Consider the following 15354-nt stretch of genomic DNA (forward strand, 5'->3'; position numbering starts at 1 on the left):
TTATCCGCGCTCGATCGCTTTCACCTCGGCGCGCGCGGCTCCCATCATGAGGCCTAGGTCGGAGCCCGAGGCGACCCAGTTAAAGCCGTAGCCGAAATAATCCGATGCGCGCGCCGCGCCTGAGGCCAGGATGCCGGTCGGCTTGCCCACGGCGGCGCATGCCTCTGCCGCTTTCGCCAGGGCTTCCTGCACCGAGGGATGGTCGACCTGGCCGATCAACCCCATGCTGGCGGAGAGATCGGAAGGCCCGATGAAAATGCTGTCCACACCCGGCACCGCCGCGATCTCGGCAAGGTTGGCCACCGCCTCTATGGTTTCCAGTTGCAGCACAACGCACAATTCGTCCGCCGCCTTGCCGAAATAGCCGCCGACGCCGCCGAAGCGCGTCGCCCGGCTCATCCCGGCGACGCCACGCACGCCATCCGGCGGATAACGCGTCGCCGCCACGGCGCGGCGCGCCTCTTCCGCATTCTGGATATAAGGGAACATGATCGAATTGGCGCCGATGTCGAGCACCTGCTTGACGACGACAATGTCGTTCCAGGGCAATCTGACCAGCGGCGCGGCGGAGGTTCCGGCAACCGCCTGCAGGAGCGGCAAAAGGCGGGGGACGTCGTTTGGCGCATGCTCCATGTCGAGCACGACGAAGTCATAACCGGCGCAGCCGAGCGCTTCGGCGACCAGCGGACTGCCGCTCATCGACCAGACCCCCAGCGCGCCCTTGCGCTGCATGGCTTTCTTGAAATGGTTGACGGGCAGTTCCATGCTTCTTCGTTCCTTCGATATCGGTTGGCCGGAAATCGCGGCGTGCAATCATCTGCTCGCGGTCGCCGTCGGGGACGACAGTCCTGCCGCGGCGGCGTCGCCGGCCGCCGTCTGCCGCGCCAGCCACGCGCGGTAGTCGCGGCCTGTATTAGCGATGTGAACGCCGAGGAGTTCGTTGAATTTTCTCTCCTCCCCCGCCTCCAGCAACCGGTACAGGCGGCGATGGGTTTCCAGCGAGCGATCGACAACCTGCGTGTCGTCATGCGCGCGGCTGCGCAGTGCCCCGATTTTCGCGGCGATGAGACCGTAGGCCGAAACGAGGTAGGAATTGCCTGCGCCTTCGATCAGGGCCATGTGGAAATCGGCGTCGAGCCTCCGATAGGTCTGGAACGCCTCGCGGGCGATGGCGCGGTCCATCGCTTCCAGTATCTTCGCCATATGGCGCAGGACGGGCGCTTTGTCGGAGAGGAAGATCAGCCGGGCCGCCTCCGTCTCCAGCAGCCGGCGAAATCCGGCGATCTGATCGATCTCCCGGTCCTCGATGCGGAAAATCGACGTCCCGCGCTGAGGGTCGATCTGGACCAGCCCCTCACGCCTCAGCTGCATCAATGCCTCCCGGACGGGCGTCTTGGAGATGCCGAGCATCTTGGACAGCCTGATCTCGGACAGCTGGTCGCCGAGCTTCAGGCGCCCTTCGATGATGGCGTCGCGCAATTCCCGCCCCGCCATCTCGGACAGCGATTCAGGCCGGTTCAGTTTTTCAAGACTCAAGGGTTCGACCTCCGGATAGAGCTTCATTAGCGGAATTTTCTTTCTCCGGATAGACAGTATCTGGAATATCAGATACTGATCAGGTGGTTGCTGGTCCGTTATCGCTTCCGAAGCTGGGAAATGGTGGGATGCGGCATGTTAACAATTGGGAGGTTCCATTGTTTCGCTTGAGCAGAATGGCGTGGCGATCCGCCGTCGTCGCCTCGACAATCCTTTCCGTGGGACTGGCTGCCACGGCATCGCATGCCGCTGACAAGGTGACGCTCACCTTCGCCAACTGGGCCGATGCGGAGGGCGCGACCCGGCCGGGTATCCAGGCAGTGATCGCCGCGTTCGAAAAAGAAAATCCGGATATCCAGATCAAGAGCGAGGCGATCTCCTTCTCCGAGATCGCTCGCCAACTGGTGCTAAGGGTCCGATCCGGCAACCCGCCGGACGTTGCGGAAATCGCCGGCAACGACACGATGCTTCTGGCGCAAACCGGCAAGCTCGAGCCGCTCGACGGTCATATCGACGCCGCGACGAAGGCGGCGCTGAAGCCATCATCGATCGAGGGCCTGAGCGACAAGGGCAAATTGATTGCCTTTCCCTGGACGCAGGCGCCGGCCGGTCTCTGGTACGACAAGGCAGTGATGCAGAAGGCGGGCCTCGATCCTGAAAATCCGCCCAAGACCATCGATGAGTTGATGAAGGACCTGGCGGCCATCAAGAAAAGTCAGCCCGACGTCATTCCGCTCGGCCTCGACACGACCAATCGTGCCTTTTCGCTGATCTCCAATTGGCCATGGATGAAGGCTTTCGGGGCCGATCCGTTCGTCGAGAACGGCGCCACCTCTGATGCGATGAAGAGCTATCTGTCGTGGATGCGCGATCTTGCCAAAAAGGGTTACATTGATCCCGGCCGCAAGATCGGGGAATTCCGGCCCCTTATCGCACAGGACAAGGTAGCGTTTCTCTGGGACCAGGTGCTCCTCCAAGGCGTCATCCAGTCGACCAACAAGATGACGGATGACGATTTCAACAAGCATTACGGCGTCACCACTCAGCCGGCCGGCGCATCGGGGAAATCCTATTCCTTCGAGGGCGGCCATCAGCTCGTGATGTTTTCGGACGGCAAGCACAAGGAAGCGGCCTGGAAGTTCATCAGATATCTGGCCACCTCACCCTACGCGATCGAACATTACACGCTGAGCTATGAAGCCTCACTGACGCCGCTGGAGAAGGCACCGACCGACGCGCTTGCCAAGAAGCTCGACACGCCGGTCTTCAATGCTTTCTCCGAAAAGATCATGCCGACCGTGACGGCGGTCCCCTACGGCCCCAAATTCGCTCCCGGCGCCACCGCCATCATGGCCGGTGTCCAGCAGGCGGTCACGGGCGATACGCCGATCGACGAGATTGCCGCCTCGATCCAGCAGAATCTGGGTAATTGATGACAGCGGCGGCCGCCCAACGGTCAACGAAAGCGGCGCCCGCCCGGAAGAACGCCGAGCGGGTGCCGTGGATCGACTGGATGGTGCTTCCGACCGTCGGCGTACTGGCGGTCGTTATCGGCTATCCGGTCATCTACACGCTCGTTCTCTCGACCACCAAATACAACATGCTGGACATGGTGCCGCCGCGCTACATCGGCGGCGGCAATTATGAGCATCTCATCAGCGACCCGATCTTCTGGACCTCGCTCCGGAACACGGTGGTCTACACATTCGGCAGCGTCATCGTTTCCTCACTGCTCGGCCTTGCGCTGGCGCTCCTGACGGAAAGCCTGACGGGCTGGCGTTTCAGGAGCGTCCGCGCGCTTCTTCTCACTCCTTGGGCCGTGCCCTTCGTGGTCGTCGCCTTCCTGTTCCGCTACATGTACCTGCAGAATGGCGGCGTCATCAACGCGGTGCTCCTCGATGTCGGTCTGATCGACAAGCCGGTGCTGTGGCTGAACAACAGCGCGCTTGCCCTGCCGGCGATCATGGCCGCGAATATCTGGGCGATGATGCCGTTCTTCTTCCTGCTCCTCAGCGCGGCGCTGGCAGCCATCCCGAACGAGGTGATCGAATCGGCGCGCATCGACAAGGCGGGAACGTGGAGCATGGTGTTCCACATCAAGCTGCCTTTCCTGAAGAGCGCGCTTTTCATTTCCAGCCTGTTGATGATCATCTCCAACTTCAACGACTTCGCCAAGATATGGGCGATGACACAGGGCGGCCCCGGCTATTCGACGACGACCCTCGTCATCTATGTCTATTGGCTTGCCTTCGAGAATTTCGATTTCGGCTACGCATCGGCGATCGGCGTCGTCTGGCTCGTGCTTCTGCTCGTCTTCGCGCTCGTCTATCTGCGCGCCATCAGGATGAATCCATGAACACGAAGGCAACCAGCGTTCCGACGGGTGTCCGTCGCATCAGCGCGGGCCGGATCGTCAAATATGCGGCGATTGCGCTTGCGCTCTTCTGGAGCCTCGCGCCGGTCTATTGGATGCTGGCGACCTCCTTCAAGACCGAACTGGAGGCGACCCGCATCGACCCGACGCCGATCCCGGTCGAGCCGACACTTGCCAACTATATTGGCCTCGGCGGCCAATCGCTGCCCTTCTTCGCCTTCTTCTTCAACAGCGTCATCAGTTGCCTGGCGACGGCCATCATCGCCGTCATCATCGCCACGCCAGCGGCCTATTCCCTGTCACGGGCACGCTTTCGCCTGAGAGGCCCGATCAGCTATTCTGTCCTCCTGTTCCGCATGCTGCCGCTGGTCGTGATGCTGGCGCCGCTTTATCTCCTCCTCCTCAACGCGCGGCTTCTCGACAGCCTTGCCGGCCTCGTCGTCGGCTTCACGACCTTCGGCCTCCCCTTCGCTGTCTGGATGATGAAGAGCTTCATCGATGCCGTGCCGATAGAGGTCGAAGAGGCGGCGCGCATCGACGGTTATCCGCGTTGGCAGATCCTGCTTCGCGTGGTGACGCCGCTCATCCTGCCCGGCCTCCTGACGACCGGAACCTTCGTCTTCATGGAAGCCTGGAACAACCTGATCTACCCGATCACCTTCATGACGACGATGGACAAGCAGACGCTGCCGGCTGCTCTCGTCCTGACTTTCACCGGTCAGTTCAAGACGGATTGGGGCGGCATGATGGCCGCTTCCACCGTGACCACAGTGCCGTTGATGATCGCCTTCTTCGCGGTCCAGCGTTCGATGGTGCGCGGCCTGACATCGGGAGCGGTCGCCGGTGCCTAAGCAAAACGGAAAGAGGTTTGCCGGCAAGGCAGCTCTTGTCACGGGCGCTGCCGGCGGCATCGGGCGGGCGATCGCAAGGCGTCTGGCCGAGGACGGCGCACGCGTGATGCTCACCGATATCGACACGGCGCGCCTCGAACAGACGATACGGGAATTCGCAGATCACGGCTTCGATGCCGTCGGTATCACATGCGATCTCGGCGACGCCGATGAGCGCGCCCGTCTCGTGCCGACGCTCGTAGCGAAATGGGGCCGTATTGATATCCTCGTCAACAATGCCGCCTTCCACGGGCCGCGCCAGGATTTCCTGGATTCGTCCGAAGCCAACTGGCAGGCCGTCTTCTCGGTCAACGTGATTGCCGCCGGAGTCCTTTGCCAGCAGGCGGCGCAGGCGATGCGGGCAACGGGCGGCGGCGCGATCGTCAATATCGGCTCCATCCAGGCGGGCATGCCGGTGCCGACTTATACCGCCTATGCAACGAGCAAAGGCGCGATAGCGAGCCTGACGCTGGCGCTCGCCGTCGAGCTTTCGTCAGAGGGCATCCGCGTCAATGCCGTGACGCCCGGCGTCATCGCAACCGCCGCGTTCGAGAAAACCCTTTCCGAGAATGCCGGCGGCGCGTCCGTCATACCAAGCGCGGCGCTCCTCGGCAGGTCCGGCCACGCCGAGGAAGTCGCGGCCGCCGTCGCTTTCCTCGCCTCCGATGAGGCGTCCTTTATCACGGGCGCCATCCTGCCGGTCGATGGCGGGCGCCACATCAGCCGCCGGCCGGACCCTTTCCAGATCGCCTTCGGCGCAAAACACCAGAACGGAACGTCCTGATGGCCAGCATTTCGCTTCGCAATGTCACGAAATTCTATGGTGACGTGCAGGTTCTCTTCGACTGCGATCTGGACATCGCCGACCACGAATTCGTCGTGCTTGTCGGCCCGTCGGGCTCCGGCAAGACGACCCTGCTACGCTTGATCTCCGGGCTGGAACATATCAGCTCGGGCGATCTCTATTTCGGCGAGACGCGCGTCAACGACGTCGATGTCGGCGACCGCGACATCGCCATGGTGTTCCAGAACTACGGGCTCTATCCGCATATGTCAGTTTACGACAACATGGCCTTCGGCCTGAAGCGCCGCAAGGTGCCGACGAAAGAGATCGACAAGCGCGTTCGCGGCGCGGCTGAAATGCTCAACATGGCCAACTATCTCGAGCGCCGGCCGCGCCAGCTTTCCGGCGGCCAGCGCCAGCGCGTCGCGCTCGGCCGTGCTATCGTGCGCGAGCCAGCGGTCTTCCTGCTCGACGAGCCGCTTTCCAACCTCGATGCGCATCTGCGCGTCCAGATGCGCGCCGAGATACTGCGCGTCCATCGCACAGTGACGGCGACCGCCGTTTATGTCACGCACGACCAGATCGAGGCGATGACGATGGGCGACCGCATCGTAGTGATGAACGAGGGGCGCATCCAGCAAGTCGGCACGCCGGACGAGCTTTACGATTCTCCCGCCAACAAATTCGTCGCCTCCTTCATCGGCACGCCGGCCATGGGCTTCCTCTCCTGCCGCGTCGAGCGGAGCGGGGAGGCGGTGACGCTCATGAGCGACAGCGTGGCGATCCGGCTCCGGCCCCGGCAGGCGCAGGCGGTCGTCCACTCGGGCGCCGGGCGCGTCCTGGTCGGTATCCGCCCGGAGCGGCTGACGCTCGGCGAGAACGCGGCGGCGGATTGGTCGGTCCAAGGCATCGTCGATGTCGTCGAGATGCTGGGGTCCGAGCAATTTGTACATTTCAACGTCGATGGCGGGACGCTGACCGCACGTGTCTCACGCGACCATCCCGTGAAGGTCCAGCAATCCGTTCTTTTCTCGGGCGCGGCCGAGCATCTTCATCTCTTCGATGAAGCTACCGGCCGCACCCTTTCCTGACGAGCAGGCAGAGCATATCCGATGGCCACCATTGCCGAGGTAAAAACCTTCCGCGTTCCGCCACGCTGGATCTTCGTTCGCGTGACGACCGATGACGGGTTGGTCGGCTGGGGAGAATCGATCATTCCCAAACGGGCGGGCGCCGTCGTCGCCGCAATCGAGGACATGGCAAGAAACCTCAAAGGCTACGACGCCGACCGCATCGAGGACATAGCGCAAAGATTGCGCCGCGGCGCCTTTTTCCGCGGCGGTCCCCTGCTTGGAACGGCGGCGTCGGGGATCGAACAGGCCTTGTGGGATATCAAGGGAAAGCGGCACAGCCTGCCGATTTATGAATTTCTGGGCGGGCGAGTGCGCGACAGGATCCGCGCCTATGCATGGATCGGCGGCGACAGCCCCGCCGGCGTCGTCGAGCATGCGCGCGAGCGTATCTCGCAAGGGTTTTCGGCGGTGAAGATGAACGCCACGCCGGCCATCCCCTATCTCGGCGGCGGCGCCATAATCGACGCTGCTGTGGAGCGCGTCGCCGCTCTCCGCGACGCCTTCGGCGGCAAGCTCGACATCGCGCTCGACCTGCATGGCCGCGTCTCCCGCGCGGCGCTGAAGCCGCTGTTGAAGGAGATAGAACAGTTCCGTCCGATGTGGGTCGAGGAGGCGACGTTGCCGGAAAACGAGGAGAGCCTGACGGTGCTCGCGCGCGCTGCCGGCTCAATCCCGGTAGCGACTGGCGAGCGTCTTGCCTCCCGCTGGGAGGTCAAGCGTGTGCTAGACACCGGCGCCGTCGATATCATTCAGCCGGACATTTCGATCACGGGCCTGTTCGAACTGGAAAAGATCGCCAGGCTCGCGGAGATCTACGATGTCGCGGTCGCGCCGCATTGCCCGAACGGTCCGGTGTCGCTTGCAGCCTCGCTCCAGATCGGCTTCTGCACTCCCAATGTGGTGATCCAGGAACAGAGTCTCGGGCTTCACTATCATCAGGGCTTTTCCGGCCTGCCCAAAGGCGAGATGCATGATTATCTCGCGGATTCAGCCCCGCTCACCACGATCGACGGCGCCTTTGCGCCGCTCGCCGGGCCGGGGCTCGGCGTCGAAATCGTCGGCGAGGTCGTGGAAAACCGCGCCACGGACTGGTTCCTCCCGGACGCCGACTGGACACACATCGACGGCACGTACGCCGAGTGGTGACGCCGAAAGCTGGCGCTCCTATCGACCGATCGCCTCGATTTCCGCCGCAAGGGCATCATCGACAACTATGCCGTCCCGCAGCAGGCGTGCCCTCATTTCCTGACGCCTGCGGCCGGGCAGACGCGCGCCCTCGCTTCCTGCGACGGCATCCGCCATGACCGCGAAGCGCGAAAGCGCGTTCGGACCGAAAGCGGCCGGATCGATGGCGATCAGCGTCTGGCCGACGCCCGGCGGCGTACCCTCGGCATCGAAAAACGACGTTGCCTCATAGGCGTAGTTCGCGCCTGTAAGCCCGGCGCAGAGAAGCTCGACCATGAGCGCCAGCGCCGTTCCCTTGGCATCGCCGAGCGGCACCATGGTGCCGGCAAGCGCGACTTTCGGGTCTGTCGTCGGCCGACCTTCGACATCGAGCGCCCAGCCTTCCGGTATCGCCTCGCCTTTCTGAGCCGCAGCCATGACCTTGCCGCGCGCTACCTTGGATAGGGAGACATCCACGACGATAGGGTCGGCGTCCTCTATCGGCGCCGCAAAGGCGATCGGATCGGTTCCGAAGAGCGCGCGGCTGGCGCCCCAGGGCGCCATGGCACCCGGAGAGTTGGCGAAAAGAAGCGCGATGACGCCGCGTTCCGCGAGCCTTTCGACGGGAACGCCGGCGACGCCGCAATGGTGCGAACGGCGGATGCCGGCAATCGCGATGCCCTGGCTGCGGGCCGCTTCCGGCAGCCAATCGATTGCAAGATCGAGCGCCGGATAGGCAAAGCCGTTCGCCGCATCGACGGCGAGCGCGCCGGGGCGGGTCGGTATGCCCGTTGGTGCCGCAAAACCGTCGACCTTGCCTGAGCGGGCCTGCGCCGAGTAGGCCGCGACCCGGCGAAGCCCATGACCGCCCTGCCCGGCGAGTTCGGCGGCAAGAAGCGCATTGGCGACGGAGGCGGCATTGGCCTCGCTTGTCTTCGAACGCCGCAGCGCGCCAGCGATCAGTTCGCGAACCTCTTCGGCGGTCATTATCATGAGGCGTTCGCCGCGCCATCGAGATGTGCCAGCACCTTCTCGGCGATCAGATGGCTGACGCGTTCATTCGATTCCTCCGTAACCCCGGCGATATGCGGGGTCAGCACCAGATTGGCTATCCCCTTGAATTTTTCGCCGGCTTCCGCGGTCAACGGTTCGGTCTCGAACACGTCGAGCGCGGCCCCGCCGGGCCTGCCTTCTTTCAGCGCCGCCGCGAGCGCCGCCTCATCGACGATGCCACCGCGCGCCGCGTTGATGAGGATGGCGTCGGCCTTCATCCGTGCCAGCGCGCCGGCGTCGATCATGTGCCGGGTCTGGTCCGTCAGCGGGGTATGGAGCGAGACGACATCGGCAGTCTCGAGCAGGCCGTCGAGGGAGACGTTGCGGGCAAGGCGCCAAGCCGGGTCGTCGGCCGGGCTATAGGGATCGTAGGCCAGCACCGTCATGCCCAGCATCTGCGCGCGCCATGCCACTTCGCGCGCGATCGAGCCGAAGCCTACGAGGCCGAGCGTCTTGCCGGCCAGCTCGCGACCGGCAAGTGCCTGCCGCGGCCATTTGCCGGAGAGCATGGCTTCATTTGCGGTATAGGCGTGACGCAGCAGCATCGCGGCGGTGGTAATCACATATTCGGCGACGGAGAGATCGTTGGCGCCGGTAGCCGGATAGACAGCGACGTCGCGCGCCTTGCAGGCTTCCATGTCGATATTGTCGAGGCCGACGCCAAGCCGGCCGACACAGGAGAGCCTGTCGGCGGCGTCCAGGATTGCCGCGCCGACTTTCGTGCGGTTGCGGACGATTAGCGCCCTTGTGCCTTCCAGCATGCCCGGAATGTGGTTTTGGCGGTCGGCCAGGGCGGGATCGTAAAGCGTCTCGTAGCGCGCTTCGATGAGCGCGACGGCGGTCTCGTCCATGAATTCGGTGATGATGACGTCCGGCATTGAAATTCCCTGTCAGAGATTTGCCAGTCAGAGGTTCGTTACGGGTAGCGGGACGCCGAGCACCGAACGGAACAGCCAGGTGAACCCGACGATAATGACGAGGCCGGTGATCGCATAGAGGATGGCGGTGCGCGCGGTCCAGCGTTCATGCATGCCGACAAATATCAGAATGACGAAAAGGGCGATCGAACATACGGTGAAGCCGAGGCTTTCGAGCAGCAGCGCACACGCCAGCATGGAAACCACGAGGATCGCACGGCGCGGAAAGGAGCCCTCGTCCACCTCTTTTTCGCCGCCATACCCCAAAAGGGAGCGCGCCAGTACCGCGAGTGAAAAGATGATGAGGGCGATCGAAACCGCGACGGGGAAGACCACTGAATCGATATCGGTGTAGCCGCGCGCATCGTTGATGGCCAGGCTTGCCAGGCAGATCAACACCACGGATATGACGGCGCTGCCCCAATCTATATCGCCACGCTCGACGGCTGGGGCGCTCTGCGTGCCGGTTGCCGCGGCGCCGGCAGACCGGCGATGCTGGCGCGCGCGGTGGATTGGCCAGAGGATCGACAAAAGCGTGAACGCGATGATCGCAAGCGACAGCGGCCGGCCGAAGAACATTGCCGGCACGTTTCCGACGGCCGTTCCGATCGTCCAGCCTTGCACGAAGCCCTGCTCCGCGATCGGGCCGAGTATGAGCCCGAGCACGATCGGCGACACCGCGAAACGGAAGCGGGCGAGGATCCATCCGACAAGGCCGAGCACCACCATGACGGCGACGTCGCTGGCGCTGTTGCGGATCGCATAGGTGCCGATGATCGTCATAAAGGCGACGCCTGCGATCAACAGGGGCTTTGGCACGTTGAGGATCGACTTGTAGGCGTAGCGGCCGATAAGGAGGCCGACGGGCAGCATTAGGATCGTCGCCAGGAACAGCCCCCAGACGAACGTATAGACGATCGCCCCCTGGCTGGCGAAGAGCGTCGGGCCGATATGGACGCCCTGCACGAGCAGCGCGCCGAGGATAATGGCATCGGGCGGCGTGCCGGGAATGCCGAGCACCAGCGTCGGGATCAGGCCGCCGCCGACGGTGGCGTTGTTCGCCGATTCCGACGCGATGATGCCGCCCGGTTCCCCGTGGCCGAATTTCTGATCGGGCCGTGCCGTTCGCCGTGCCTCGGAATAGGAAACGAGGCCCGCGACCGAGCCGCCGGCGCCCGGCAAGATGCCGACGATCGTGCCGATGATCGACGAGCGCGCGACGTTGACCTTGTTGCCGAAAAGCACGCGCATGGCGTCATAGAGCCGGAAGCCGCGCGGTTCGTCCTCGATCTTCAGATGACGCTCCTGCGTTGCCGCAAGATCGATCAGGACAGGAATGCAATAGAGCCCGATCAGGCCCGCCACGATCTCGATGCCGCCGAGCAGGACATGGAATCCAAATGTCAGCCGCACGTCGGCGGAAACCTCCGCCACGCCCACCGTCGAGAGCAGCAGGCCGAGAGCGCCGCCAGCAAGACCTTTGAAGATGTTCCCTTCGGAGAGTGCAGCGATCAGCGACAGCCCGAAAATCGCCAGCCAGAAATACTCCACCGGGCCGAAAACAAGCGCCACGGTGGAAAGCGGTGGCGCGAGCAGCAACAGGCATACCGCCCCCACGAGCCCGCCGATGACCGAGGCCAGGCAGGCAAGTGTGATCGCCAGATCGCCATCGCCTCGCTTGGCCATCGGATATCCGTCGAAGGTCGTGGCGATGGCCGAAGGCGTGCCGGGCGTGTTGAGCAGGATGGCCGAATAGGCCCCGCCGTATATAGCGCCGGTATAGATCGCGCCGAGCAGGATAAGGGCCGAGGCTGGGTGCAGGGTGAATGTCAGCGGGACGAGAACGGCGACGGCCATGGTCGCGGTCAGACCCGGGATGGCGCCGATGACGGTGCCGACCGCCACTCCGAACAGGGCGAACGTAAAATTCAGCGGCGTCAGCGCGTCGAGGAAATTTGCAAGACCGGGCATAGCGGATCCCAAAGCTTGAGGGGAAGCGCCGAGCTCGATTGCCCGGCGCACCTGCTTTCTCGTATTCGCGCTATTTCAGGATCCCGGCCTCTTTGGCAGCCTCGATATCCCGGCTCTTCTGCTTGTCCATGAAGGCCTTCATGTCGCTGTAAGGCACGTCGATCAGGGCAAAGCCCGCGTCTTCCATCTTCTTTCGGAAGTCGGGATCGCTGTTGATCTGTCCGAACATGTCGGACAATTGCTTGCGCTTCTCCTCCGAAACCGATTTCGGGACGGCTACTCCGCGATAGGCGCCGCCGGCTATATCGAGGCCGAGTTCGGTGAAAGTAGGCGTATCGGGAAAGAGGGGGTGACGCTTGTCCATGGCGACTGCGAGCAGGCGCACCTTGTCCCCTTGCGACGCGCCGACCGTCGTATAGCCCCATTCCGCCATCACCTGATGGCCTAGAAGTGCCGTCATCGCAGCGCCTGTTCCCTTGAACGGCACATAGGTGGTCTTGACGCCGGCGAGTTTGTCGAATTCGACAGCGGCGAGCTGGTTGGCCGTCCCCTTGCCCGTTCCCGCCATCGTGACGCGCGCCGGGTTCTCCTTGGCGTAGTCGATCAGGTCCTTGAGCGTCTTGAATTCCGAATCCGCCGGGACGACGATCGCGTTCGGCGTGAACTGGAACCAGTAGACCGTCACGAGATCGTCGGTCTTATAGCCTACATCCTTCTGCGCAGGCTGGAGGATGACATGCGGAAGGTTGATGCCCATGACGGTATAACCGTCGCCGGTCAGCGAGTTCAGTTCGGACCAGCCGACTGCTCCCCCGCCTCCTGCCTTGTAGGTGATCACAAGATCCTGACCGAATTTCTTCTGGAAGAACGGCTGCTGCATCCTTGCCGCCACATCGGACTCGCCGCCCGGACCGAACGGAATGATGTAATCGATCGATTTATCCGGGAATTTATCGGCGGCGAAAGCCGGCGCGGTGAGCACCGCTGTGGCAAGAGCGGCAATTGCGAATGAACGACGTGTAAACATCCATATTCCTCCCAATGCTGATTTTGACGACTGTCGGTCCTGCGGTAATGCAGACGTAGGTTGCATGCGGCCCTCCTTGCCGCACGCAATCGTTTTCTCTTTTGGGGCCTATCTCGAAATTTATGCGCTCCGGTAAAGCTTGGTCATGACGAACTCGCGGTGGCCGAGCGCCTCGGCCGCCGTCAGGCGGCCGTTCGCCGTCCTGACGATCATGTCGATCAGCGCATCGCCCGCCTGGTCGATCGTCATGTCGCGGCGCAGGATGCCGGTGACATCGACATCGATATGCTCGCGCATCGTGCGCAGCGTACGCGGGTTGGCGGTGATCTTGATGACGGGCACGATCGGATTGCCGACGATGTTGCCCTGCCCTGTCGGGAAGGTATGGACGACATAGCCGCCGGCCGCCATCAGCGTGACGCATTCGGCCGCAGCCGATGACGAGTCCATATAATAAAGGCCCTTGCCGGATTTCGGCTGCTCCGCCGGCTCAAGGATGTCGATATATTTCGAGGTGCGCCCGATCTTCTCCAGATTGCCGAGCGCCTTTTCCTCGATGGTCGTCAGCCCGCCCTCGATATTGCCCTTCGTCGGCTGGGATTCGGAGAGATCGTCGACCTTGTTGGCCTCGATAACCTCGTCCTGATAGGCCTTCCACATCTTGTACCAGCGCTCGCCGACTTCCGGATTGATGGCGCGCGCCTTGGCGATGTGCTCGGCCCCGGTGATCTCCGAGGTCTCGCCGAAAACGCCGTAGATGCCCTCGGGAAGGAGCTTGTCGTACATATTGCCGACGGTCGGACAGGAACCGAGGCCGGTCGTCGTGTCGCTCTCGCCGCATTTGGTCGAAACCCAGATGTCGGAGATCGAGCATTCCTCGCGCTGCAGTTCCGTGGCGTATTGGACATATTCCTGCGCCTTGCGCGAAGCATCCATGATGGTCTTGAGATCGCCGTTCTTCTCGATCGAAAAGCCCGTCACCGGCTTGCCCGTTTCGGCGATGCCGTCAACGATGCGCTTGGTCCAGCCGGGCTCGATGCCGATGACGATGCAGGCCGCGACATTCGGATTGGAGCCGGTGCCGATCATGGTGCGGAAGTGGAGATCGAGATCGGCGCCGAATTGCAGGCGGCCGTAGGAATGCGGCAGCGCCAGCGTGCCCTTGATGTTGTTGGCGACCGCCTCGCAGGCGGCGTTGGAGATATCATCGACCGGAAGAATGACGACATGATTGCGCACGCCGACGCGCCCATTATCGCGACGATAGCCCTTGAAGGTCAGATTTGAATATTTCGAAGCCATGGCTTGTGTCCGGAAAGTGAATGAAAAAGCGGATGCCGGCGCGGCTACCAGCGTTTGGTCTTCAGATTGTGGACGTGGACGTGATCGCCCTTCCCCACGCTGTCGACGAAACGGCCGATATCCTCGCCATACTTGATCGCCGTGTCGCCTTTCTTCAGATCGGTGAGCGCGATCTTGTGGCCGATCGGCACGTCGGCTTTCGATTCGATCTCGAAGGTCGAATCGTCCGCGGTAACGACGCCGAGCAGCTTCATTCCCTTCGTGACCCCTTCCACGACCACCACGGCCACGTTGTCCTTGTGTTCGTGTGCCAGAACATGCGGTATCGCCATCCGACCTTGCCCTTCCTGCTGCATTCTGTTTCAGTCTTATATAAGACATAAGATATAAGGTCTGGCAGAGTCAATTGTGCGCAGATAGATTGGCGCGAATGGTTTGGGTGAGCGCTTCCTGGGGATGATGAATGGCCGAAACGGATACGGGCACGACGTTCAACTACCGTCCGCTCTATATTCAGGTGAAGGATAGCCTGATCCGCCGTCTGATCGACGGCGCGTGGCAGCCCGGTCAGATCATCCCCTCGGAGATAGAGCTCGCACGCGAGATCGGGGTGAGCCAGGGGACGATCCGCAAGGCGCTCGATGTCATGACAGCGGAGAATCTGCTGGTGCGCCGACAGGGGCGCGGCACTTATGTCGCCGAGCCGGCCGAAAGCCGGATCCTCTTTCAGTATTTCCGCATCGTCCCCGATAGCGGCGAGGCCTCCTTCCCCGATTCCAGCATCCTGCGCTGGTCGAGGGAAAAGGCAAACGGCGCCGAACGGGAAAGCCTGATGCTATCGAAGGGGGCTGCCGTGTGGCGCATTGCCCGCATCCGCAATCTCGGCGGCGTCCCGGCGATTGCCGAGACGATCTCGCTATCCACGACACGTTTCGCCGGCTTCGAGGCTCTGACCTCCATTCCCAACAACCTCTACCGGCTCTATTCGGAGAATTGGCGTATTACGATCGCGCGGGCGCGCGAGAAGCTGAAGGCTGTCGCTGCGTCGAAAAGCGACGCCAAGGCACTCGGCTGCGCGGAAGGGACGCCGCTCTTGCGCATCATGCGCGTGGCCTTCGATCTGGAAGGCAATCCGGTGGAGCTACGCGTGTCGCGCTGCCTGACCGACCAGACCCACTACCTCTCGGAACTGAAGTAGCTGGC

At 62.7% G+C, this 15354-nt stretch carries 15 protein-coding genes; 7 read left to right on the forward strand and 8 right to left on the reverse strand.

From position 1 onward, the window contains the following. Positions 1-765: an HpcH/HpaI aldolase family protein gene (locus RBH77_RS21585; RefSeq protein ID WP_311029617.1), complete on the reverse strand. Its 765-nt coding sequence runs from the start codon at positions 763-765 to the stop codon at positions 1-3. Positions 766-813: 48 nt separating this feature from the next. Further along, positions 814-1563 carry a GntR family transcriptional regulator gene (locus RBH77_RS21590; RefSeq protein WP_311029618.1) on the reverse strand — a complete coding sequence of 250 codons (750 nt, stop codon included), beginning with the start codon at positions 1561-1563 and terminating at the stop codon, positions 814-816. A gap of 149 nt (positions 1564-1712) precedes the next feature. On the opposite strand from RBH77_RS21590, the gene RBH77_RS21595 reads away from it, so the two are divergent. The 6 genes from RBH77_RS21595 to dgoD are packed head-to-tail and all read left to right on the forward strand — an operon-like array spanning position 1713 to position 7863. Continuing rightward, positions 1713-2969 (forward strand): ABC transporter substrate-binding protein, encoded by a 1257-nt coding sequence (locus RBH77_RS21595; protein WP_311032642.1) that lies wholly within the window; start codon positions 1713-1715, stop codon positions 2967-2969. Continuing rightward, complete coding sequence (locus tag RBH77_RS21600) at positions 2969-3892, forward strand: carbohydrate ABC transporter permease (RefSeq protein ID WP_311029619.1); 924 nt, start codon at positions 2969-2971, stop codon at positions 3890-3892. The genes RBH77_RS21595 and RBH77_RS21600 overlap by 1 nt, the downstream gene beginning before the upstream one ends. Continuing rightward, a complete protein-coding gene (locus RBH77_RS21605) occupies positions 3889-4761 on the forward strand; it encodes a carbohydrate ABC transporter permease (RefSeq protein ID WP_311029620.1) in 873 nt (290 codons plus the stop codon). The genes RBH77_RS21600 and RBH77_RS21605 overlap by 4 nt, the downstream gene beginning before the upstream one ends. Then, positions 4754-5584, forward strand: coding sequence for an SDR family NAD(P)-dependent oxidoreductase (locus RBH77_RS21610; RefSeq protein WP_311029621.1), 831 nt, complete (start codon positions 4754-4756; stop codon positions 5582-5584). Before RBH77_RS21605 ends, RBH77_RS21610 begins: the two co-directional genes overlap by 8 nt. Beyond that, on the forward strand, positions 5584-6675 hold the full coding sequence (locus RBH77_RS21615; protein ID WP_311029622.1) for an ABC transporter ATP-binding protein: 1092 nt from the start codon (positions 5584-5586) through the stop codon (positions 6673-6675). The genes RBH77_RS21610 and RBH77_RS21615 overlap by 1 nt, the downstream gene beginning before the upstream one ends. A 21-nt stretch (positions 6676-6696) precedes the next feature. Beyond that, positions 6697-7863, forward strand: coding sequence for a galactonate dehydratase (dgoD, locus tag RBH77_RS21620; protein ID WP_311029623.1), 1167 nt, complete (start codon positions 6697-6699; stop codon positions 7861-7863). Between the two features lie 18 nt (positions 7864-7881). Here the strand turns inward: dgoD and RBH77_RS21625 are convergent, their stop codons facing one another. The 6 genes from RBH77_RS21625 to RBH77_RS21650 form a co-directional block, all read right to left on the reverse strand. After that, on the reverse strand, positions 7882-8874 hold the full coding sequence (locus RBH77_RS21625) for an Ldh family oxidoreductase (protein ID WP_311029624.1): 993 nt from the start codon (positions 8872-8874) through the stop codon (positions 7882-7884). Further along, on the reverse strand, positions 8871-9812 hold the full coding sequence (locus RBH77_RS21630; protein WP_311029625.1) for a hydroxyacid dehydrogenase: 942 nt from the start codon (positions 9810-9812) through the stop codon (positions 8871-8873). Before RBH77_RS21630 ends, RBH77_RS21625 begins: the two co-directional genes overlap by 4 nt. 27 nt (positions 9813-9839) lie before the next feature. Beyond that, positions 9840-11822 (reverse strand): tripartite tricarboxylate transporter permease, encoded by a 1983-nt coding sequence (locus RBH77_RS21635; RefSeq protein ID WP_311029627.1) that lies wholly within the window; start codon positions 11820-11822, stop codon positions 9840-9842. Between the two features lie 70 nt (positions 11823-11892). Then, positions 11893-12849: a tripartite tricarboxylate transporter substrate binding protein gene (locus RBH77_RS21640; RefSeq protein WP_311029628.1), complete on the reverse strand. Its 957-nt coding sequence runs from the start codon at positions 12847-12849 to the stop codon at positions 11893-11895. A gap of 120 nt (positions 12850-12969) precedes the next feature. Beyond that, the gene (locus RBH77_RS21645) at positions 12970-14151 is read right to left on the reverse strand and encodes a UxaA family hydrolase (RefSeq protein WP_311029629.1); all 1182 of its coding nucleotides are present in this window, start codon (positions 14149-14151) and stop codon (positions 12970-12972) included. A gap of 44 nt (positions 14152-14195) precedes the next feature. Next, entirely contained in the window at positions 14196-14483 is a 288-nt protein-coding gene (locus RBH77_RS21650; RefSeq protein ID WP_311029630.1) for a flagellar biosynthesis protein FlgA, read from the reverse strand. 131 nt (positions 14484-14614) lie between these two features. On the opposite strand from RBH77_RS21650, the gene RBH77_RS21655 reads away from it, so the two are divergent. Beyond that, positions 14615-15349 carry a GntR family transcriptional regulator gene (locus RBH77_RS21655; RefSeq protein WP_311029631.1) on the forward strand — a complete coding sequence of 245 codons (735 nt, stop codon included), beginning with the start codon at positions 14615-14617 and terminating at the stop codon, positions 15347-15349. The last annotated feature ends 5 nt before the right edge of the window (positions 15350-15354 follow it).

It is taken from the genome of Mesorhizobium koreense, assembly GCF_031656215.1.
Lineage (GTDB): Bacteria > Pseudomonadota > Alphaproteobacteria > Rhizobiales > Rhizobiaceae > Mesorhizobium_L > Mesorhizobium_L koreense.